General features: G+C 43.9%; 17 protein-coding genes and 1 riboswitch. Of the genes, 14 read left to right on the plus strand and 3 right to left on the minus strand.

Going from position 1 to position 21,428, the window contains the following annotated elements; all coding sequences use genetic code 11:
- The first annotated feature begins 34 nt into the window (after window positions 1-34).
- The 12 genes from recQ to ACHZES_RS21530 all read left to right on the plus strand — a co-directional run bounded on the left by recQ (window position 35) and on the right by ACHZES_RS21530 (window position 16,346).
- Window positions 35-1,870 (plus strand): DNA helicase RecQ, encoded by a 1,836-nt coding sequence (recQ, locus tag ACHZES_RS21475; RefSeq protein WP_395546583.1) that lies wholly within the window; start codon window positions 35-37, stop codon window positions 1,868-1,870.
- Between the two features lie 131 nt (window positions 1,871-2,001).
- Window positions 2,002-3,171 (plus strand): exonuclease SbcCD subunit D, encoded by a 1,170-nt coding sequence (locus tag ACHZES_RS21480; protein WP_395546584.1) that lies wholly within the window; start codon window positions 2,002-2,004, stop codon window positions 3,169-3,171.
- Window positions 3,168-6,341 (plus strand): AAA family ATPase, encoded by a 3,174-nt coding sequence (locus ACHZES_RS21485; RefSeq protein WP_395546585.1) that lies wholly within the window; start codon window positions 3,168-3,170, stop codon window positions 6,339-6,341. Before ACHZES_RS21480 ends, ACHZES_RS21485 begins: the two co-directional genes overlap by 4 nt.
- Before the next feature lie 76 nt (window positions 6,342-6,417).
- Window positions 6,418-6,491, plus strand: a riboswitch (Fluoride riboswitch).
- 117 nt (window positions 6,492-6,608) lie between these two features.
- Entirely contained in the window at window positions 6,609-7,835 is a 1,227-nt protein-coding gene (locus ACHZES_RS21490; protein WP_395546923.1) for a chloride channel protein, read from the plus strand.
- A gap of 80 nt (window positions 7,836-7,915) precedes the next feature.
- On the plus strand, window positions 7,916-8,536 hold the full coding sequence (locus ACHZES_RS21495) for a hypothetical protein (protein ID WP_395546925.1): 621 nt from the start codon (window positions 7,916-7,918) through the stop codon (window positions 8,534-8,536).
- Between the two features lie 21 nt (window positions 8,537-8,557).
- Complete coding sequence (locus ACHZES_RS21500) at window positions 8,558-9,049, plus strand: dihydrofolate reductase (protein WP_038280046.1); 492 nt, start codon at window positions 8,558-8,560, stop codon at window positions 9,047-9,049.
- A gap of 207 nt (window positions 9,050-9,256) precedes the next feature.
- A complete protein-coding gene (locus tag ACHZES_RS21505) occupies window positions 9,257-10,147 on the plus strand; it encodes a sulfide/dihydroorotate dehydrogenase-like FAD/NAD-binding protein (RefSeq protein ID WP_038280045.1) in 891 nt (296 codons plus the stop codon).
- On the plus strand, window positions 10,147-11,535 hold the full coding sequence (gene gltA, locus ACHZES_RS21510) for an NADPH-dependent glutamate synthase (protein WP_038280044.1): 1,389 nt from the start codon (window positions 10,147-10,149) through the stop codon (window positions 11,533-11,535). Before ACHZES_RS21505 ends, gltA begins: the two co-directional genes overlap by 1 nt.
- 139 nt (window positions 11,536-11,674) lie before the next feature.
- The gene (locus ACHZES_RS21515; protein WP_154523690.1) at window positions 11,675-13,054 is read left to right on the plus strand and encodes an MATE family efflux transporter; all 1,380 of its coding nucleotides are present in this window, start codon (window positions 11,675-11,677) and stop codon (window positions 13,052-13,054) included.
- Window positions 13,055-13,158: 104 nt separating this feature from the next.
- Window positions 13,159-14,409 (plus strand): C40 family peptidase, encoded by a 1,251-nt coding sequence (locus tag ACHZES_RS21520; protein WP_038280043.1) that lies wholly within the window; start codon window positions 13,159-13,161, stop codon window positions 14,407-14,409.
- Window positions 14,410-14,567: 158 nt separating this feature from the next.
- On the plus strand, window positions 14,568-15,260 hold the full coding sequence (locus tag ACHZES_RS21525; RefSeq protein WP_013273550.1) for an iron-sulfur cluster assembly scaffold protein: 693 nt from the start codon (window positions 14,568-14,570) through the stop codon (window positions 15,258-15,260).
- Between the two features lie 75 nt (window positions 15,261-15,335).
- Window positions 15,336-16,346 (plus strand): GGGtGRT protein, encoded by a 1,011-nt coding sequence (locus ACHZES_RS21530; protein ID WP_038280042.1) that lies wholly within the window; start codon window positions 15,336-15,338, stop codon window positions 16,344-16,346.
- A gap of 155 nt (window positions 16,347-16,501) precedes the next feature.
- Here the strand turns inward: ACHZES_RS21530 and ACHZES_RS21535 are convergent, their stop codons facing one another.
- Window positions 16,502-17,137 (minus strand): superoxide dismutase, encoded by a 636-nt coding sequence (locus ACHZES_RS21535; RefSeq protein WP_038280041.1) that lies wholly within the window; start codon window positions 17,135-17,137, stop codon window positions 16,502-16,504.
- Between the two features lie 225 nt (window positions 17,138-17,362).
- On the opposite strand from ACHZES_RS21535, the gene ACHZES_RS21540 reads away from it, so the two are divergent.
- Window positions 17,363-18,670, plus strand: coding sequence for an O-acetylhomoserine aminocarboxypropyltransferase/cysteine synthase family protein (locus tag ACHZES_RS21540; protein ID WP_395546586.1), 1,308 nt, complete (start codon window positions 17,363-17,365; stop codon window positions 18,668-18,670).
- A 103-nt stretch (window positions 18,671-18,773) separates the two neighbouring features.
- Entirely contained in the window at window positions 18,774-19,688 is a 915-nt protein-coding gene (locus ACHZES_RS21545; RefSeq protein WP_038280038.1) for a LysR family transcriptional regulator, read from the plus strand.
- Window positions 19,689-20,010: 322 nt separating this feature from the next.
- Here the strand turns inward: ACHZES_RS21545 and ACHZES_RS21550 are convergent, their stop codons facing one another.
- Together ACHZES_RS21550 and ACHZES_RS21555 are read right to left on the minus strand one after the other, a co-directional pair.
- Window positions 20,011-20,424 carry a hypothetical protein gene (locus ACHZES_RS21550; RefSeq protein ID WP_395546588.1) on the minus strand — a complete coding sequence of 138 codons (414 nt, stop codon included), beginning with the start codon at window positions 20,422-20,424 and terminating at the stop codon, window positions 20,011-20,013.
- 17 nt (window positions 20,425-20,441) lie between these two features.
- Entirely contained in the window at window positions 20,442-21,293 is an 852-nt protein-coding gene (locus ACHZES_RS21555; protein ID WP_395546589.1) for a hypothetical protein, read from the minus strand.
- Window positions 21,294-21,428 lie beyond the last annotated feature (135 nt).

Below are 21,428 nucleotides of genomic sequence, written 5' to 3' on the forward strand. Positions count from 1 at the left end.
AAAATCAAATGATAAGGAGCAGAAACAAAGTTATATGGATAAATTTCAAGCATTAAAGCACTATTTCGGCTACGACAGTTTCCGGGAGGGGCAGGAAATTCTTATCGACAGCATTTTGTCCGGAAGAGACGCCCTCGGAATCATGCCCACCGGTTCCGGAAAATCCTTGTGTTTCCAGATACCAGCTCTTATGATGGAAGGAATCACACTGGTTATTTCTCCCCTGATCTCCCTCATGAAGGACCAGGTAACAACTCTCAATCAAGCAGGCATTCATGCCGCATATCTTAACAGTTCTTTGACTGCAAGTCAGTATTATAAGGCCCTGGCCTATGCACGGGAAGGGCGATATCCCATTATTTATGTAGCACCGGAACGTCTTGTAACGGATGAATTTCTGGATTTTGCATTAAACACAAATATTTCCATGGTAGCGGTAGATGAGGCTCACTGTGTATCCCAATGGGGACAGGACTTCAGACCCAGCTATTTAAAAATTGTGGATTTTATTGATAAGCTTCCAAAACGTCCGGTCATCAGTGCGTTTACAGCAACTGCTACCAAAGAGGTCCGTGAAGATGTGATTGATATTCTTATGCTCAGGGAGCCAGCCGTGGTGTCTACGGGGTATGACAGACCGAATCTCTATCTGGGCGTTCAGTCTCCTAAGGATAAGTATGCTACATTAAAGAACTACGTGGAATGCCACCCGGATCAGTGCGGGATTATTTACTGTCTTACCAGAAAGTTGGTGGAAGAGGTATGCGACCGGCTGAATCAAGAGGGATTTTCGGCAACCAGGTATCATGCAGGGTTAAGCGATGAGGAGCGGCGGAAGAATCAAGATGATTTTATCTACGATAGAAGCCAGATCATGGTGGCGACCAATGCTTTTGGTATGGGCATCGATAAATCCAATGTACGGTTTGTTATCCATTACAATATGCCGAAGAACCTGGAATCTTACTATCAGGAAGTGGGCAGGTGCTCCAGAGATGGGGAGCCGGGGGAATGTATCCTGTTATACAGTGGTCAGGATGTCGTAACCAATCAGATGTTTATTGACAACAATCAGGATAATCAGGAGCTGGATTCCCTTACCCGCCAGATGGTTATGGAACGGGACCGTGAACGGCTTAAGAAGATGACTTTTTACTCCTTTACCAACGAATGTCTCAGGGACTACATCCTGCGGTACTTTGGGGAGTATGGGGAGAATTACTGCGGCAACTGTTCCAACTGCTTAAGCCAGTTTGAAACTGTGGATGTGACGGATATTGCAAAAGAATTAGTAGGATGCGTAAAGGCAAGCAGGCAGAGGTATGGAACAGCAGTCATTATCGATACGGTTCATGGAGCCAATACGGCTAAGATCAGGAACTACCGGATGAATGAGAACCCTCATTATGGAAGTCTGGCAAAGGTTCCTGCCTATAAGCTGCGACAGGTGATGAACCATTTATTCTTAAACGATTGGCTGGCAATAACCAATGATGAATACACCATTGTAAAGCTGACAGAGAGATCTAAGGCGGTACTGGAAGATAGTGAATCCGTGATCATGAAGATGGCGAAGGAACAGGAGCCTGTGGAAAAGGTTAAGAGCGGAAAGAAGATAAAGAAATCAAGTGCATCTGCCTTGGAATTAACAGAAGGGGAGGCAGCTTTATTTGAAGCACTAAGAGCGCTGCGGATGGAAATTGCCAAAGAGGAAAAAGTACCGCCTTATATCGTATTTTCCGACAAAACCCTGGTACATATGTCAGTGATGAAACCAAAAACAAAGGAAGAGATGTTGTCAGTGTCCGGAGTCGGGGAATTTAAGTTCGAAAAATATGGGGAAAGGTTTTTAACGATTTTCCAGTCATAGTTTCCGCGTTCCCTGTGCTGGCAGAGCTGGATGGAAAGGAACATCTGGTAAATATTTAAGAAAATAATGCCTGGGAGGAAACACCCTGTGGGTATACCTTATGCAAAAAGCACGGGCAGGAAAGAGGAAATATGAAGATTTTTCATCTGTCGGATCTGCATATCGGAAAGCAGTTAAACGGCTATAGTTTAAAAGAAAATCAGGAAGCGGTCCTAAATCAGATTGTGGATTATGCGGCGTCCCGGCATCCGGATGTTATCCTGATCTGCGGCGATATCTATGATAAAACGGCTCCTTCCGGGGAGGCCTATACCATGTTTGGCAATTTCCTGGAAGCTCTTTCCGGGATAAAGCCTGAAATTACGGTCCTGATCATCGCAGGAAATCATGATTCACCGGAACGTCTGTCCTATGCCTCAGCCTTTCTGGAACGGCATCGCATTCATTTATCCGTGTTTCCGCCCAGAAATCAGGAGGAGTACTTAAAAAAGGTGGTATTACGGGATGAAAATGGTCCGGTGAATTTCTACCTTTTGCCCTTTTTAAAACCTGGTTATGTCAGGCAGCTTTTCCCGGACAACCAGCCGGATGGATACGAAAGTGCCATAAGAGCTGTTCTGGAGAGGGAAACCATTGACGCCGGGGAACGAAACATCCTTTTATCCCATCAATTTTACACAGCGGGCAGCAAAGACCCGGAAACATGCGAGTCAGAGCAGGCGGTTATCATGGCGGGCGGATTGGACCGGGTAGATGCTTCTGTTCTTTTTGATTTTGACTACATAGCTCTGGGACATATCCATGGTTCCCAAAAGGTGGGCAAGGCTTCTGTTCGTTACTGCGGTACCCCATATAAATATTCCGTCAGCGAAGAAAATCATAAAAAATCAGTTACCGTAGTGAATATAGGAAAAAAGGGAGACGAACCGGAACTTGAATTTCTTCCGCTCAATGGAATCCAGGATGTAAGGCGGGAAAGAGGAACCTTGTCTGAAATTCTTAAAAGAGCCACAGAGGAAAACCGTCATGATTTTGTCAGCGTCACGCTCACCGATGAAGAGGAGCCTTACCGGGTCAGGGAACGCTTAGAAGAGGTGTTCGATCATATGCTGGAGCTTCGGGTGGACAATGAGCGCACCAGGCATAAGCGTCTGGAAGAGGGAGAGACCGTGCCGGTTCTTAAACCTTTGGAGGCTTTCCGGCAGTTTTTCAAGGCGGTAAGAGGGGAAGAGATGACAATGGAAGAAGAACAGGCCATGGAGCGGATCGTACAGGAAGCAAAGGAGGAAGATGGATTATGAAGCCACTGCAGTTGACCATGTCCGCTTTTGGTTCCTATGGAGGAAAGGAAACTGTAGATTTTGAGAAAATCGGCCACGGCATTTTCCTTATAACAGGAGATACGGGAGCAGGCAAGACCACCATTTTTGATGCCGTATCTTTTGCCCTCTTCGGGGAGACCAGCGGACAGAAGCGGGAGCCTTCCATGATGCGCAGTCAGTATGCGGCAGAAGACCAGGAAACTTATGTTACCCTGAAATTTTCTGAAGGGGGGGAGAGGTATGAAATTACAAGAAGCCCTTCCTATACAAGGATCAGCAAAAGAAGGAATAAAAATGGAGAGTATTCTGCTGTTCCTGTTCCGGCAAAGGCCTCCCTTCTCTTGCCTGATGGATCGGAATATGTTGGCAACCTTAGGGACATTAATCAGAAGATCCAGGAAATTGTAGGCGTAGATTTAAACCAGTTCTCGCAAATCGCCATGATTGCCCAGGGAGATTATTTAAGACTTCTTCATGCATCTTCCAGAGAACGGAAAGAGATATTTTCCAGGATCTTTAATACCGGGATTTATAGCCGCATTCAGTTGAAATTAAAGGAACAGAATAATCTTTATTATGACAGCCTGGAGAACAACCGCAGGCTATGTTTCCATGAACTGGAAAATGTGGTGCTTTTGGATGAAAGCACGTATCATGAACCATGGCGGGAGCTTTTGGATTTTAAGGAAACGAGGACAGAGGAGATCCAAGATCTTTTAGGCTCCATTCTGGCAGAGATAAAGGAAAAAGAACAGGAGCTTTGTGAAGAACGGGACTACAGGGGAAAGCTTCTTTCAGAAGTGGAAGGGCAGTTAAGCCGGGCTCTGGAAGTGAACCGCCTCTTTGACGGCCTTATGCAGGCAAAGGCCAGGCTGGATATTCTGGAAGGCCAGAAGGAACAATGGCTTGAAATAGAAGAGCAGCTAAAAGAAGCCGTCCGGGCGGAAAAGGCGAAAGGCCCGGAGAACCAGTTCTTAGATAAAAAATTGGAATATGAATCAGCCATAAAGAGAGCTGAACAGCTTAAAAAAGAATTGGAGGAAACAACTCTTGCCCTTGCATCTGCGGAAAAGGAGGCGAAGGAAAGCAGGGAAGCCTCCCAGGAAGAAGTACCAAAGCTGTCAGTTTTCATTGAACGGCTTAATGAGGTTATGCCGCTCTATGGCCACTGGAAGACCATGGAGATGGCATCCCTTGATAAGAAAAGAGCGGAAGAAGAGGCTTTACAATACTTCCATAAAATTGAGGCCGAGCTGCTCCGGTTAAAGGAACGTCTGGCTGCAAACGAAGCAAGGCAGGAAAAGCTGGAAGAAGGGGCACGGAGTCTGCCGGATATAAGACAGAGAAAAACTGTGATCCTGGAGCGGAAGCAGGCCATGGAAGATCTTGAGAAAGCAGCTAAGGCAGGAGAGGCGGCAGACTTAAAACTGGAAGAATACCAGGAAGCGGTTATACGCGCTCAGAAAGATTACGATCAGGCGGAAGCGCATTATAATGACAGGTTTCGGGAGTTTCTGGCATTGCAGGCTGGAATTATGGCTAAGGAGCTGGCAGATGGAGCCCCCTGCCCTGTTTGTGGTTCCGTCCACCATCCTTTGAAGGCAGAACTGATAGAGGATGCTGTCACCCAGGAAGAGGTAGAGCAGGCAAAGATAGCCAGAAATCAGGCAGAAGAACGACGTTCCCAGGCCGTTCAGACTGCTGTCAGGGCGTTAGAGGTCTGCCGTCACTTAAAGGAGCTGCTGGAGGGAGAGGAAGAAAAATGGTTTGGGACTTCCTTCCCTCAGGACCAGCTTCACGTCCGTCTGAATGATGAGAGGGAACGGGTCGGTATGCTTTTGCGGGAAGTGGAAAAAGACGTGCAGGAAGCATTGGATTCGGACCGCCTTCTTAAGAAGCTTCTGGAAGAACGAAAAGCGGACCGGGGACGAATTGAGGAACTGGAACTTAAAAAAGAAGAGACCATGAAGAACTGGCAGCAGAAGCAGCTGGATAGGGCTGCTGCTGTCGCAGAAGCGGATCACGTGAAGAAGCTTCTGCCATACCCTGAGGAAGAGGAAGCCATGGGGAAGCTGGCGGGCTTCAAAAGAAGGAAAGAAGATCTTTTAAGAGCAGAGGAGCAGTCGGATAAACGTTTCCAGTATATTTTAGTGAAAGAAAAGGAAGGGAAAGGCCGTCTGGCTTCGGAAGAGGAAAACAAAGAGACGCGAAGACTTGCACTTGAGCAGGCAGATGCCGCTTTCCGTTCTGTTTTGATGAAACTGGATTTTTTAGGAGAAGAGGATTACCACAGGGCAAAGCAGGCGCCGGAAACCGTAATGCAGTGGGAGCAGGAAATAGGAAATTATGAAAAAGAGCTGTTGAAGGCCCACACTGTTTATGACCAGTTTAAGGAACAGACTAAAGGGCGCGAAAGGATAGAAACGGAGCAATGGAAAGGACAGGCGGAAGCGCTTAAGGATGGACAGAAGCAGCTGCAGGCCAGGGAGGCAAAAGTCACGGCCATTGGCAGCAGGGCTCTTCAGGCTGCTGAAAATCTGGGGCGGCTGTGGAAGGAGAGAGAGCAGCTGGAAGAGAAATACCGTCTGTATCACACCCTTTTTCAGACGGCCAATGGAAAAATGGCAGGCTCTGTCAGCCTGGATTTCCAGACCTATGTTCAGAGGCAGTACTTTAACCAGATGATCCATGCGGCTAACAAACGGCTTGACGTTATGACAGACGGTCAGTTCCTGCTCCAGTGCAGGGATTTGGAGACCCTTGGAAAACAAGGAGAGGTTGGTCTGGATTTAGATGTATACAGTATGGCAACAGATAAGGTTCGGGATGTTAAAACCCTTTCCGGCGGTGAATCCTTTATGGCGGCTCTTGCCATGGCACTTGGAATGACGGACATTATCCAGCGTACGGCCGGAAATGTGAGTATGGATGCTTTGTTCATTGACGAAGGCTTTGGTTCTCTTGATGAGGAATCCAGGCTTAAGGCGGTCCGCATCCTTCAGGAACTGGCCGGGGGTCACAGGCTGATCGGCATTGTTTCTCATGTGACGGAATTAAAGGAACAGATCGGTAAGAAGCTCCTGGTTAAAAAAACAGAAAAAGGAAGCAGGATTTTGTGGGACTTCGATGTCCTTCCTGATGGTGTATAACAGAAAAACAGGAGATTATCCAACACTATTTATATGAGATAAAAACTTGACAACAGAGAAGAAACCTGTATAATAATTGAGAAAAGGGAATGAAGCTCTCCCATGATAGAATTATCAAAACCGCAATTTGCTGATGGCTTCTGTATATTTTGACTGAATATGCAGAAGAAATCAGCTTTTTTAATTGACGGGAATTGATCGCCTTTAAAAATGTAAGAATATAAATGACCGGACCTTTTAGAGGTGGTCGAAGGAAGGAATTGTTTGATGTTTGAGAAAGAGCTAAAAAAGTACAGGGAATTGATGATCTTAGGAATTTGCGGAGTGGTGATCGGCGCAGCAGTGGGAATACTGGATATGGGATTTGGAAGAATTTTACTTTATGTAACAGAATTACGAGAAGAATATTTTATCCCCCTGATCATTTTTCTTCCTGCCGCAGGAGCCTTGTCAGTCTGGCTGTATCATTGGGATGAGGGAACGTGTGTTAAGGGAATGGGACTAATTTTTCAGGTGGGTCATGGAGAAGAAGACCGGATTCCATTGAGACTGATCCCGCTAACGGTTTTAAGCACCTGGATTACCCATTTATTCGGGGGAAGCGCCGGAAGAGAAGGAGTTGCCGTTCAGATAGGTGCCACCTTTTCACACTGGGTCGGCCTTAAAATAAAGGTGAAGAACAACTCTAAAATCTTTTTGGTAACAGGTATGGCAGCTGGTTTTTCCGGCTTATTTGGAACGCCTGTAGCTGCCTGTTTTTTTGCATTAGAGGTTTTAACAGCAGGAACCCTGGAGTATTCTGCCCTGTTTCCAGCCATTGCCGCCTCCTTTACCGCCAGTGCGGTCTCAAGAACTCTGGGATTGGAAAATTTTCATTATGCCTTAAATACAATCATTCAGATAGACGTATCATTTATCGTGAAATTACTGGTGATGGGAGTCTTGTTTGGACTGGTAGGGTCACTGTTTGCTTATGGCCTGGTTTCGATGAAAAGCAAGCTTAGGAGAACGTTTCATGATCCGGTGAAGAAAATAGCTATAGTAAGTATCTTTCTGGTAATATTGTTTATTCTATTGGGAATGGGAAGATATTCCGGTTTGGGAACTAATTTGATTTCAGCCGGTTTCCATGGAGGCCGTATCTACGGCTGGGACTGGATTTTAAAGCTTGTTCTGACCATTATTACGATTGCAGCAGGGTTTCAGGGAGGAGAAGTTACTCCTCTGTTTGCAATAGGGACGAGCCTTGGAGCCGCTGTTGCAGGAATTTTGGGATTGCCGCTTGAATTTGTTGCCGCAATGGGATATGCGGCGGTTTTTGGCAGTGCCACAAATACTCTTTTAGCACCTGTTTTTATAGGAGCCGAGGTTTTCGGTTATTCTTATATGCCATATTTTTTTGTGGTCTGCAGCATTGCATATCTATTTAATGGAGACAGATCTATATATACAGCTCAAAAGAAATTGTATAACATAAGGCTTTTTGAGAAATAAATCAATGGATGAAACGGGTATTTTGCTCTATAATAAATAGAGCCATGAAACAAGGATTAACATACAGAAAGGATGATACCATGTTAAACTGCGAAAGAACCAGTGTTATGAACATAGAAAATGCCATTCGAGGTGCAAGAAATCCCATGAATAGCTGGGACCGGATGGACAGCGGATATAATGAGGATGGAGAATACATCCTAGGACCAAATGATCTTGGCCTTGCAAAGCGGCTGAGAAAAGCAGGAAGCGACCACCGCAAATACATTCGGCAGATCCTGGTATCTGTGGACATTACGGCGCCGATTTATTGGTGGAAAGAATACGATACCTACAAAGTGTCTACTGTGGCCAATTCCACCAGCACCATGCATAAGATCCACAGCAAGCCCTTTGAACTGGAAGACTTCAGCCATGATCATATGACAGAAGGTACTCTGGCTTTTATGGAAACTGTGGTTGCTGAAATGGAAAAGATCCGTCTCCGCTACATAGAGAATAAGAAGAAAGAAGACTGGTATGATCTGATCCAGCTCCTTCCATCCAGCTATAACCAGATGAGGACATGCACGTTAAATTATGAAACCCTGATCAACATATATTTTGCAAGGCGCGGTCATAAGCTGGAAGAATGGCATGCCTTATGCCGGTGGATCGAAACACTTCCTTATGCAAAAGAACTGATCATCGGAGAAGAATAAAGGAAAAGGAGGGGTTGACCTATGAATATCATTGTTGCAGTGGATAAAAACTGGTCCATCGGCAATCAGGGCCAGCTTCTTGTTTCAATCCCAGAAGATAAGAAGCTGTTTCGGGAGGAAACCATGGGAAAGGTGATCGTCATGGGACGAAAGACACTAGAGAGCCTTCCAGGAAAGCAGCCGCTCTATGGCAGAACCAACATTGTATTGACCAGGAACCCGGATTATAAAGTAAAGGGAGCGATTGTCTGCCACAGCCTTCCAGAGGTTCTTAAAGAGCTTAGCAATTATCCGGAGGAGGATTGTTTTGTTATAGGCGGACAAAGCATTTACGAGCAGTTTTTCCCATATTGCGACACGGCCCATGTGACTTATATTGACTATCTATACAGTGCCGATACACATTTCCCCAATTTAGACCAGGATCCGACATGGGAAATGGCGGCAGAAAGTGATGAACAGACTTATTTTGATTTATGCTATACGTTCCGCATGTATCAAAGGAAAAGTTAATAGCATGTAGATTCGTCATACAAAATTTGGCAGAAAATGAGCAAAAAATGCCTGTTTTCATAAAATTTTATTGATATTTTTTTAATAAATGTTGTCAGTGCCCTTTAAAAATGGTAATATGATACGAGTACTATTTCGCCTGATCGTTGGGGAAGGCTATCAGGAAAGGTGTACAGGTTTATTCACGAAGACATTAGGAGGATGAAGATGTATAAGATTTTAAAAGCAGAGATGTTAGCTGACAAGATCTATCTGATGGATGTGGAAGCACCTCGGATTGCCAAAGCCTGCCAGCCTGGAGAGTTTGTTATTGTTAAGATGGATGACAGAGGAGAGAGAATCCCCCTGACCATTTGTAATTATGATCGTGAGAAGGGAAGCATTACCATTGTGTTCCAGACCGTAGGCGCAAGCACGGAAAAAATGGCTGTATTAAAGACTGGTGACAGCTTTGCTGATGTGGTAGGTCCTTTGGGCAATGCTTCTGAATTTGTACACGAAGATATAGAGGAACTGAAGAAAAAGAAATTTTTATTTGTGGCAGGCGGTGTGGGAACGGCTCCCGTTTATCCACAGGTAAGATGGATGAAGGAGCACGGCATTGACGTGGATGTTATCGTAGGGGCAAAGACCAAGGACTTATTGATTCTGGAAGATGCCATGAGAGAACAGGCCGGAAATTTATATATAACCACGGATGACGGCTCTTATGAAAGAAAGGGCCTGGTAACTGAGGTAATCAAAGACCTGGTTTTAAACCAGGGCAAGAAATACGATGTTTGTGTAGCCATTGGACCGATGATCATGATGAAGTTTGCCTGCCTTGTAACCAAGGAGCTTGGTATTCCTACCGTTGTCAGCTTAAACCCGGTCATGGTAGACGGAACCGGCATGTGCGGTGCCTGCCGTGTTACGGTTGGCGATGAAGTGAAATTTGCCTGCGTAGATGGACCGGAGTTTGACGGTCATCTGGTTAATTTTGAAGAGGCCATGAAGCGCCAGATGATGTATAAGTCAGAAGAAGGGCGTGCGGTTTTAAAAGAACGTGAGGGCGATACTCATCACGGCGGCTGCGGACTGTGTGGAGGTAACGAGTAATGGATGTATTAAAGAAAGTACCAGTAAGAGAACAAGACCCAAAGGTAAGAGCGACGAACTTCGAAGAGGTTTGTCTTGGATATAATGAGGAAGAGGCAAAAGAGGAAGCCAGCCGCTGCATTAATTGTAAAAATCCCAAATGCGTAGCAGGCTGCCCGGTATCCATTAATATTCCCGGATTTATTAAAGAAGTGGAAAACGGTAATCACGAGGAAGCAGCAAAGATTATAGCTCAGTCCTCTGCACTTCCTGCTGTCTGTGGCCGGGTATGTCCTCAGGAGAGCCAGTGCGAAGGCCAGTGTATCCGCGGAATCAAGGGAGAACCGATTTCTATCGGAAAGCTGGAGCGTTTTGTGGCGGACTATTCCAGAGAGCATGGTTTCGTACCGACTGCCCCGGAAAAGACCAATGGCAAGAAGGTAGCCGTTATCGGATCCGGTCCTTCCGGATTAACCTGTGCCGGTGATCTGGCTAAAATGGGCTATGAAGTTACTATTTTCGAAGCTCTTCATGAGCCGGGCGGCGTATTGACTTACGGCATTCCGGAATTCCGTCTTCCAAAGGAAGGTGTGGTTCAGCCGGAGATTGACAACGTAAGAAAGCTTGGCGTTAAGATTGAAACCAATGTAATCATCGGTAAGTCCGTGACCATTGACGAGCTTTTGGATGAAGAAGGATTTCAGGCCATATTCATCGGTTCTGGAGCAGGTCTTCCTATGTTTATGGGAATTCCGGGAGAGAACGCAAACGGCGTATTCTCTGCAAACGAATATTTAACCAGAAGCAACCTGATGAAAGCATTCCGCAGTGATTATGATACCCCTATCCTGGCAAGCAAGAAGGTTGCAGTGGTAGGCGGCGGAAACGTTGCCATGGATGCAGCCAGGACAGCCCTTCGTCTCGGCGCAGAGGTACACGTTGTATATAGAAGAAGTGAGGCGGAGCTTCCTGCAAGAGCAGAAGAAGTTCACCATGCAAAAGAAGAAGGAATCATTTTTAACCTTTTATCCAACCCGATTGAAATCCTCACCGATGAAAAAGGCTGGGTAAATGGAATGAAATGCATTAAGATGGAGCTTGGAGAGCCGGATGCTTCCGGCAGAAGAAGACCTGTGGAGATAGAGGGATCTGAATTCGTCATTGATGTGGACACCGTGATTATGTCTCTCGGTACTTCACCGAACCCGCTCATATCCAATACAACCAATGGATTGGATATCAATAAGCGTAAATGTATCATTGCTGAGGAATCTACAGGAAAGACCAGCAAGGAAGGCGTTTATGCCGGAGGAGATGCGGTAACAGGAGCTGCAACCGTTATTCTGGCTATGGAAGCCGGACGGGCTGGAGCAAGAGGGATTGATGAATACCTTTCTTCAAAGGAATAATCCTGATAGTCAGATATCTGACATTTAAAGCAATCGCCGGATGCAGGAATGCAAGCATTTCTGTGCCTGACTCATTGCTTGCAGAAATAAAGGGCTGCCAGTTCACTGGCGGCCCTTTTGAAAGGTCGTGACATAGTTTATGAATAAAAAAATTGATTTATTAAAAGGACATATATTTACATCGCTGACCGGTCTGGCCCTTCCTATCATGGTCACGGCCCTGGTTCAGATGGCTTATAATCTGACTGATATGGCCTGGATCGGGTTTGTCGGCTCTCCGGCTGTTGCGGCGGTTGGTGCAGGGGGCATGTATGTATGGCTCTCCCAGGGAGTTGTTGCTCTGGCGAAAATGGGAGGCCAGGTAAAGGTAGCTCATGCTCTTGGAAAGGGAGACAGAAAGGAAGCGGCAATCTATGCTTCCGGCTCGCTTCAGATGGGGCTTTTATTTGCGCTGCTGTATGGGGTAGTGACGTTTTTCGGGGCAAAGCCTTTGATTGGATTTTTCGGGCTGAACGATGCTTCCGTTGCCTATAATGCCCAGGTTTATTTAAAGATTACCTGTGGTTTGATTATATTTTCTTATTTGAATACGATTATTACCGGGATCATGACAGCGATGGGGGATAGTAAAACACCGCTGCTAGCGAATTTTATCGGCCTGGTTTTGAATATGATACTGGATCCTGTCCTGATTTTTGGAGTAGGTCCGATTAAAGGCACAGGAGTTGCGGGGGCGGCCATTGCTACGGTCATGGCACAGGCGGTTGTTACTGCGGTATTCCTACTGGCTATTCGAAAAGACCAGGTGGTGTTTGATAAGGTGAAGGTGTTACATAAGGTTCCCTGGGATTATATGAAAGCCATGATCCGGATCGGCTTTCCTGCTTCCGTTCAGAACCTTATCTATACCAGCATTTCCATGATTTTGACCCGGTTTGTGACCGGCTTTGGAGATATTGCTGTGGCAGTGCTGCGAGTGGGCGGCCAGATCGAATCCATATCATGGATGACAGCAGATGGATTTGGAGCAGCTATTAATTCCTTTGTAGGGCAAAACTATGGAGCAGGACAGTATGGAAGAGTGAAAAAAGGCTATTTTACCGCAATCGGAGTCATGTTTATCTGGGGATTGTTCTGCTCCGTTCTTCTTGTCTCCTTTCCGGAGCAGATATTTGGATTATTCATCCACGAGCCGGAAGTAATTCCCATGGGAGTGCGCTATCTTGTGATCCTGGGCGTTTGCCAGATGTTCATGTGTATTGAACTGACAACAGTAGGAGCTCTTTCCGGTCTTGGCAGGACCCTTCTCTGCTCGGTCATAAGCGTTGTATTTACTTCCGCCAGGATACCTCTTGCCATGATTTTAAGCAGCACAGCCCTTGGGCTTGACGGAATCTGGTGGGCTTTTTCCATTTCAAGCATCATCAAAGGGATTTTATTCTTCTTATCATTCCTTGTGGTTTCGAGAAAACTGCCCCAGGATAAGCACCGGGTTCAACTGGAGGCGGAGCTTGAATAGATGACAGTATCTTACAATTATCAAAATTTTCCAAAAAAGACTTGAATTTCACCATGGTTATACGGTAACATATAAGGTAGAAAAAAGGGGAAAAGGAACTGACGATGAAACGAAAAATGCAGAATATGTATGAAAGAAACAGGAAAATGATTAAAAAGCTTCTCTGCGGCCTGTTGGTAAGTGCAATGGTCTGCGGCCAGACTGTTCCCGCCTGGGCCACGTCAAAAGCGGAAAAAGAAAAGCAGGAAGCACAAAAAAAGCTGGAAGAGGCAAATAAAAAAGCCCAGGAAGCAGAAGGCAAAAAGAGTGCTGCCCAGAATCAGGTGTCAAAGCTGACCTCTGATCTGACTGCTCTTTTGGCTGATATCAAGGTTCTGGAAACTGATATGGCCAACAAGGAAGCTGAGATCAAGCAGGCAGAACTTGACTATGCGGCGGCTAAGAAAGAGGAAGAAAAGCAGTACGCTTCCATGAAGAAGAGAATCCAGTACATGTACGAGAAGGGAGATACAGAATATCTTGATATTTTCCTTCAGGTAAAGAACATGTCTGATCTTCTTAATAAGGCGGAATACGTAGAAGGAATTTATACATACGACCGGAATATGCTGATAACTTTCCAGGAGACAAAGCAGAAGGTGGCCGATTATAAGTCAAACCTGGAAGAGGACAAGGCTGAGATGGAGGTCATGGAGCTGGAGTACAAAGAACAGCAGTCCGCGCTTGAGACACTGATCTCTACGAAGAAAAAGGAAGTTTCTAATTTCGACAGCCAGCTTGCGCAGGCGAAGCAAGATGCGGCTGTTTTTGCCCAGACGGTAGCTAAGAAGAATGAGGAGATCCGTAAGGCAAAAGAGGAGGAGGCCAGAAAGAAGGCCGCCGAAGAAGCCAGGAAAAAGGCAGAAGAAGAGGCCAGAAAGAAGGCTGCAGCAAATACCAGCTCTAAACCCAAGTCATCCAATGCAAACAACAAGTACACCGGTCCGACTGCAGCTAAGAGTAACGGAGGAACAGCTGAAGGCCGTGCAGTTGCGGATTACGGACTTCAGTTTGTGGGGAACCCCTATGTATTTGGAGGCACCAGCCTGACGAGTGGTACGGACTGCTCCGGTTTTGTTCTGTCCGTTTACAAGCATTTCGGTTACTCCCTTCCAAGAAGCTCTTCGGAGCAGCGCTCCGCAGGACGTGAGGTATCCTATTCGGATGCCCAGCCGGGAGACCTTATCTGCTATGCAGGCCATATAGGAATTTATATCGGTAATGGACAAATTGTTCATGCCAGCTCCCCGTCGACCGGAATTAAAGTAGGTAATGCCACATACCGGACGATCCTTTCCGTTAGAAGAATTGTATAGGGAATTTATTAAGCAGGGAGGGATCTGATCATCCCTCCTGTTTCCTTAAAAAGGGCTTGCGGAATTCGACATTATATGAGAAAATGTAATCAAGTATGATGTGATATATTTAACAAAGTACTGTTCACAATTATTACTTATTCGAAAGGAGTTTTAACATGATTTATTCACAGGAAGTAGAAGAGATGTGCACAGTGGCACAGGGCGTTCATCACGGCGCAGCTCCAATCCCAGAAGAAGCAAAATGGGTAAAATCTAGAGAAGTTAAAGATATCTCCGGTCTGACACATGGCGTTGGCTGGTGTGCTCCTCAACAGGGTGCATGTAAGCTGACTCTTAACGTAAAAGAGGGTATTATCCAGGAAGCATTAGTAGAGACAATCGGTTGCTCCGGTATGACACACTCCGCTGCTATGGCAGCAGAGATCCTGCCAGGACTTACCGTTTTAGAAGCATTAAATACAGACCTTGTTTGTGACGCTATCAACACCGCTATGAGAGAATTATTCTTACAGATCGCATACGGCAGAACACAGAGTGCATTTTCTGAAGATGGACTTCCGGTAGGTGCTGGCCTGGAAGACTTAGGAAAGGGTCTCCGTTCACAGGTTGGTACCATGTACGGAACATTAAAGAAAGGTCCTCGTTACTTAGAGATGGCAGAAGGCTATGTAACCGGTATCGCTCTGGATGAAGAAGATCAGATCATTGGCTATCAGTTCGTAAGCCTTGGCAAGATGACAGACTTCATCAAGAAGGGTGATGACCCGAATACTGCTTGGGAAAAGGCAAAAGGACAGTACGGACGCGTTGCCGAAGCTGCTAAGATCATTGACCCAAGACATGAATAATCGGACCTGCAAAAGCCTGTCGGTTACCGGTTATCAAAGTGAGGATATTTGGCCAATAATAAGGAGGACAAGATAATGGCATTATTTGAATCATATGAGAGAAGAATTGACAAAATCAATTCTGTATTAAATAGCTATGGCATTGCATCTATTGAAGAAGCTGAAAAGATTACAAAAGATGCAGGTCTGGATGTATACGAGCAGGTAAAGAAGATCCAGCCGATCTGCTTTGAGAATGCCTGTTGGGCTTACATAGTTGGTGCAGCAATTGCAATCAAGAAAGACTGCAGAAAAGCAGCTGACGCAGCAGCAGCCATTGGAGAAGGTCTTCAGGCTTTCTGTATTCCAGGTTCCGTTGCCGACCAGCGTAAAGTAGGTCTGGGACATGGTAACTTAGGAAAGATGCTTCTGGAAGAAGAGACAGAGTGCTTCTGCTTTTTAGCAGGTCATGAGTCCTTTGCAGCAGCAGAAGGCGCAATTGGTATTGCTGAGAAGGCAAACAAGGTTCGTCAGAAACCATTAAGAGTTATTTTAAATGGTTTAGGAAAAGATGCAGCTCAGATCATTTCCAGAATCAATGGATTTACATATGTAGAAACAGAGATGGATTATTACTCAGGCGAAGTGAAAGAGCTTTGGAGAAAGTCCTACTCAGAAGGCTTAAGAGCAAAAGTTAACTGCTACGGTGCAAACGATGTTACAGAAGGCGTCGCAGTTATGTGGAAGGAAGGCGTTGACGTTTCTATTACAGGAAACTCTACCAACCCAACCAGATTCCAGCATCCGGTTGCAGGAACTTATAAGAAGGAATGTTCAGAGAAGGGCAAGAAGTACTTCTCCGTAGCATCCGGCGGCGGTACAGGACGTACCCTTCATCCAGATAACATGGCAGCAGGTCCAGCTTCCTACGGTATGACTGATACTATGGGACGTATGCACTCTGATGCTCAGTTCGCAGGTTCTTCTTCCGTTCCGGCTCACGTAGAGATGATGGGTCTGATCGGTATGGGTAACAACCCAATGGTTGGAGCTACCGTTGCTGTTGCTGTTGGAATTGAAGAGAGTGCAAAAGAAGGTAAATTCTAAGGATATCCTTGATCTTTAAGGAATTTTACTTTTAGAAAAAGAAAGAGGAGTCGCTTTGCCGGTTCCTCTTTTTGATTATCAAATATAAAACCTTCAAACAGACAATATCATATCATCGGTTTGAAGGTTTGATTTTATAATCGGAGTCATCCATATTAAGACTTGGCGTTGACGCATGCCTTGTAACGTTCGTCCGCCGCCTCCCAGCTTACCACATGGAACCAGTCTTCTATGTATGCGGCCCTGTCGTTGAACCGCTTTAAAAAATAGGCATGCTCCCAACAGTCAATGCCGGCAACGACACAAAGGCCATCCGAGATAGGAGAATTTTGGTTTGGGGTTGTTACAATCTTCAGTGCACCGTTTGAATCCACCACCAGCCATGCATATCCGGATCCAAATATAGCCAGTGCATACTTTTTAAATTCATCAAAAAACTGTTCGATCGTTCCGAAGTATTGCATGATGGCGGGATACAATACTTCAGCCTGGGTCCGGGTCATGGAATTGGTCATCCCGAAGAAATAGATGGTATGATTATAAACTCCGCCTGCATTATTAATGATGCTTTGGCGGACCTCCGAAGGCAGGCTTTCCGTGTTTGAAAGCAGTTCCTCTAAAGACTTGTTTTGCAGCTGGGGATAATTCGATAGGATCCCGTTAAGATTCGCCACATATCGTTGCTGCAGTCTGTCGTGATGCAGGTACATGGTTTGCGTGTCTATGTAGGGTTCCAGTGCATCGTATGGATACGGCAGAGGCAGGTTTACAAAGGGGTAATGTTCATTCATAGGTCATTGTCCTCAATATTATTTGTATATGTATATTCAGTACTCAGGGATATATGAAGGATAAGCAGGAAGCTTGGAACAGAAATCTTTGTCAGCTTTGCTATAGGTTTTTCCTATAACCAGGTCATAATTATATCAATTAACACTTAGCCATGAAACCAGGTATAATACCAACTAAGAAGAGACGAAATAAATAATTATTATAACATTTGGGAGGATATTCATATGGCTAAGAAGATAAGAACTGAGAGAAATTTAAAATTTGAAACATTACAATTACATGTTGGGCAGGAACAGGCAGATCCGGTTACCGATGCAAGAGCAGTACCTATTTACCAGACATCTTCCTATGTATTCCATAATTGCGATCATGCTGCGGCCAGATTCAACTTATCAGATGCAGGCAATATTTATGGAAGGCTGACAAACCCAACCCAGGACGTTTTTGAGCGCAGGATTGCAGCTTTGGAGGGCGGAGTGGCTGCCCTGGCAGTGGCATCAGGAGCTGCCGCAGTTACTTATTCCATTGAGAACATTGCAAAAAACGGGGATCATATCGTAGCGGCAAAGAATATCTATGGAGGCACTTATAATTTGCTGGAGCATACCTTGCCTGAATACGGAGTGGAAACGACCTTTGTGGATCCATTTGATTATGAAGCCTTTGACAACGCTATTCAGGAAAACACAAAGCTGGTATTCATTGAAACCCTGGGCAATCCCAATTCTGACGTAGTTGATATCGAAAAGCTGGCAGGCATCGCCCATGCACATAAAATTCCGCTGATTGTTGATAATACCTTTGCAACTCCTTATCTAGTGAGACCCATTGAATATGGAGCGGATATAGTGGTCCATTCCGCCACAAAATATATCGGGGGCCATGGAACCTCCATTGGCGGCGTCATTATAGACGGTGGAACATTCGACTGGGAGGCTTCCGGAAAATTCTCTTCCCTTACAGAGCCGAACCCAAGTTATCATGGAATCAGCTTTACTAAGGCAGTAGGAGCGGCGGCTTATGTAACAAAGATCCGCGCGATCTTACTCCGTGATACAGGAGCAGCCCTTTCTCCTTTCCATGCATTTTTATTTCTCCAGGGCTTAGAAACTTTATCCCTTCGTGTAGAACGTCATGTGGAAAATGCGCTGAAGGTGGCTCAGTATTTAAAGGGTCATCCTCAGGTGGAGAAGGTGCACCATCCCTCTGTTTCAGAGGATCCGGAACAGCAGGAATTATACGGCAAGTATTTTCCGAATGGAGGAGGTTCCATATTTACTTTTGAAATTAAAGGAGATGCCAGAAAAGCAAAAGACTTTATTGACCAGCTGGAATTATTCTCCCTGTTGGCCAACGTAGCGGATGTAAAATCCTTAGTCATTCATCCGGCGTCCACGACACATTCCCAGATGTCAGAAGAGGAATTGGAAGACTCAGGAATCAAACCGAACACCATCCGGTTATCCATAGGAACAGAACATGCAGCTGATATCATTGAAGATTTAGAAGAAGCATTTAAGGCGATTCAGTAATCGCCAGGTCAGACAGGGCCAATAACAGGCTGCCATATTCCTATGGCAGCCCATTAACCTTTGTGTCCACAAAGCGTGGTCAAGCTTGGAGAAAGGAGAAACCATGACATTACAGCAGCTTCGTTATGCTATATGCATTGCAAATCAAAAATCCATGAACAAGGCGGCTGCCGAGCTGTTTATCACGCAGCCCAGCCTTTCAAGCACCATCCGGGATCTGGAAGAAGAGATCGGACTTAAGTTATTTCTACGCTCAAACCGGGGAATTGTGATCACCCCCGAAGGAGAAGAATTCCTTGGATATGCCAGACAGATGCTGGAGCAGTACCGCCAGATGGAAGAACGGTTCGTAAAGAAGGAAAAGTTTAAGAAGAAATTCAGCGTATCCATGCAGCATTACACCTTTGCCGTTCAGGCATTTATCCATATGGCAAAAGAATTCGGTATGGATGATTACGAATTTGCTGTACATGAAACCAAAACCTATGAGGTCATTGAAAATGTGAGGAACCAGAAAAGCGAATTAGGGATCCTGTACTTAAATGATTTTAACCAGAAAGCCATTGAAAAAATCTTTTACGATAATGAGTTGGAATTTGTGGAGTTATTTCAGTGCGGAATCTATGTTTTTCTATGGAAGGGCAACCCTTTGGCAGAAAAAGAACTGATCGAATTTGAAGATTTAAAGAATTATCCTTGCCTGTCCTTTGAACAGGGAAATAATAATTCCTTTTATCTGGCGGAAGAAGTGTTCAGCACTTATGAATATAAGCAGATCATAAAGGCAGATGACAGGGCCACTCTCTTAAATCTCATGGTAGGATTAAATGGCTATACCTTGTGCTCAGGAATCATCTGTGAAGATTTAAATGGAGATGAATATAGGGCAATTCCTCTTAATACCGATGATAAGATGAGGATCGGTTATATAAAAAAGAAGAAAATGCCCTTAAGTATCCTTGGTAAAAAATATATAGCGGAACTAATCAGATTGAAAGAAAAACATCTTTCAACTTAAGTTCATTGGTTAATATGAAGATAATCAGTAATATTATGCAAACAGAATATTGACACAGCACCCAGGCCATAGTGGGGAAGCCATATCAAAGCGTGGGAATAGGATAATCCAGTTTTGGATTTTCTTGTTCCTGCGCTTGGATATGGCTCTTTGTCAATAGTTGGGGTGGCATTCATTTGAATCCCTCTCAGTTCTTGTGTTTATTTTCTTCACAAATCACTTTTCTTCGTCATGATATTTCTCAATTTTATGATGATTATAGATGTGAGATAAATCGCATACCATAAAGTATACGATATTTGACGAAGCTGCTCAGTTATAGTTACTTTTCAATTTTTTTTATAGTAATCTCATTCTTTTCAATCACAACCTCATAATTCACTATGGATTCTTTACTGAAATTTTCTTCAAACTCTTGGCTAACAGAGTAATTATTTTTAGGATTGAGAGTTATTCTAAAATTATATTGTCCAATTTCAGGTATATTAAACTTTCCAACTTCTCCGGTTTTAATATTACTGTCAATAAGCGCTTCAATAGTTTCATTATTTTTGTCAGCATCACTTCTTTTTATAACAATACTTTTCAAATACAACGGAGTATTATTTGTAATTAATAGATTATAAGTATCATCATCTGTTGTTTTCTCGTAATCATTACTGCTGCTTTTTCTTCCACATCCTTGTATTGATAAAAGCAGAATACATACTATAATAATAAGAACCCTATTTTTCATAAATATTACCTCGTATTTTATTTAGTTAAAAAAAAGCAGATAGGTTCAAAAGGTACAAGATCCTGTTCTTTCCCTGAAAATCTAATTTTAATTTTGGGTTGAAAAATTATATTAGACTCTTTTTTTATTATATAATCACAACGAATTTCATAGACCTTTAATTTAGATAATTTTTCTTCACTTACCGTCTTTTTATAATCTTCTTTAATTTGCTCCTCTGTATTTTCATCTCTTGAGGTTATGAAACCGCTAATATCTATATAATCGTGAACATCCTCAGGATAAAACATTTCAACTTCTAAATCTTCGGTAATGACTCCATTTGCATCTAGAATTTTATATGCATACGAATGTTTCATATTAACGGGAACTTTATTTTGAGGTGCTATTGGAGCTTCCATAATAGAAATTCCATTTTTTTTACTTGTATAAATATTTAAATAAATAGGCTGGACCTTCATTGTTACTCTTGTTTTATTACAGGTAAAAACAATATTCTTAAAAGTCAAATCGTGCATGTCTTTCGTTCTGTTAAAAATCAAGCGTAAAGAAATCCCATTTTTAAGTAAATTGGGATTACACTGCTGCCATTCAATATTATCAGGTTTTAACATTATTTTATTATTATTATCGGCTATTAACATAATATGTATATCAGAATCAACTAAATAATTGAACTCTTCATCGCTTAAGTTATTTGTACTTGCAAAAAGTAACAGCGAGTCAGTATCTTTGGAATTGTCAATATAATATAAACCAATATCTTGATTAAAGTCAATCTTTTTAAAAATCCTTTGAAATTCATTTTGATTACACCCACTTAATAAAATTATTAATGTAGATGTCATTAAAATAAATAGCTTTTTCATAATTATTATCATTCCTTTCACTTTCAAAGCACAAATAAGCCGACTTTTATCATTGCGTATTTAGTAGAAGAGGGACGATCGATGTTGATATTTCTGATAGGATATTATATACACTAAAAAGCGATAGGAGTGAAT

It is taken from the genome of Lacrimispora sanguinis (assembly GCF_044987295.1).
Taxonomy (GTDB): domain Bacteria; phylum Bacillota; class Clostridia; order Lachnospirales; family Lachnospiraceae; genus Lacrimispora; species Lacrimispora celerecrescens_B.

Bases quoted from the DNA above. Each gene is read 5' to 3' on its own strand.
- recQ (WP_395546583.1), top strand. From the start codon at position 35: ATGGATAAATTTCAAGCATTAAAGCACTATTTCGGCTACGACAGTTTC.
- ACHZES_RS21480 (WP_395546584.1), top strand. From the start codon at position 2,002: ATGAAGATTTTTCATCTGTCGGATCTGCATATCGGAAAGCAGTTAAAC.
- ACHZES_RS21485 (WP_395546585.1), top strand. From the start codon at position 3,168: ATGAAGCCACTGCAGTTGACCATGTCCGCTTTTGGTTCCTATGGAGGA.
- ACHZES_RS21490 (WP_395546923.1), top strand. From the start codon at position 6,609: ATGTTTGAGAAAGAGCTAAAAAAGTACAGGGAATTGATGATCTTAGGA.
- ACHZES_RS21495 (WP_395546925.1), top strand. From the start codon at position 7,916: ATGTTAAACTGCGAAAGAACCAGTGTTATGAACATAGAAAATGCCATT.
- ACHZES_RS21500 (WP_038280046.1), top strand. From the start codon at position 8,558: ATGAATATCATTGTTGCAGTGGATAAAAACTGGTCCATCGGCAATCAG.
- ACHZES_RS21505 (WP_038280045.1), top strand. From the start codon at position 9,257: ATGTATAAGATTTTAAAAGCAGAGATGTTAGCTGACAAGATCTATCTG.
- gltA (WP_038280044.1), top strand. From the start codon at position 10,147: ATGGATGTATTAAAGAAAGTACCAGTAAGAGAACAAGACCCAAAGGTA.
- ACHZES_RS21515 (WP_154523690.1), top strand. From the start codon at position 11,675: ATGAATAAAAAAATTGATTTATTAAAAGGACATATATTTACATCGCTG.
- ACHZES_RS21520 (WP_038280043.1), top strand. From the start codon at position 13,159: ATGAAACGAAAAATGCAGAATATGTATGAAAGAAACAGGAAAATGATT.
- ACHZES_RS21525 (WP_013273550.1), top strand. From the start codon at position 14,568: ATGATTTATTCACAGGAAGTAGAAGAGATGTGCACAGTGGCACAGGGC.
- ACHZES_RS21530 (WP_038280042.1), top strand. From the start codon at position 15,336: ATGGCATTATTTGAATCATATGAGAGAAGAATTGACAAAATCAATTCT.
- ACHZES_RS21535 (WP_038280041.1), bottom strand. From the start codon at position 17,137: ATGAATGAACATTACCCCTTTGTAAACCTGCCTCTGCCGTATCCATAC.
- ACHZES_RS21540 (WP_395546586.1), top strand. From the start codon at position 17,363: ATGGCTAAGAAGATAAGAACTGAGAGAAATTTAAAATTTGAAACATTA.
- ACHZES_RS21545 (WP_038280038.1), top strand. From the start codon at position 18,774: ATGACATTACAGCAGCTTCGTTATGCTATATGCATTGCAAATCAAAAA.
- ACHZES_RS21550 (WP_395546588.1), bottom strand. From the start codon at position 20,424: ATGAAAAATAGGGTTCTTATTATTATAGTATGTATTCTGCTTTTATCA.
- ACHZES_RS21555 (WP_395546589.1), bottom strand. From the start codon at position 21,293: ATGAAAAAGCTATTTATTTTAATGACATCTACATTAATAATTTTATTA.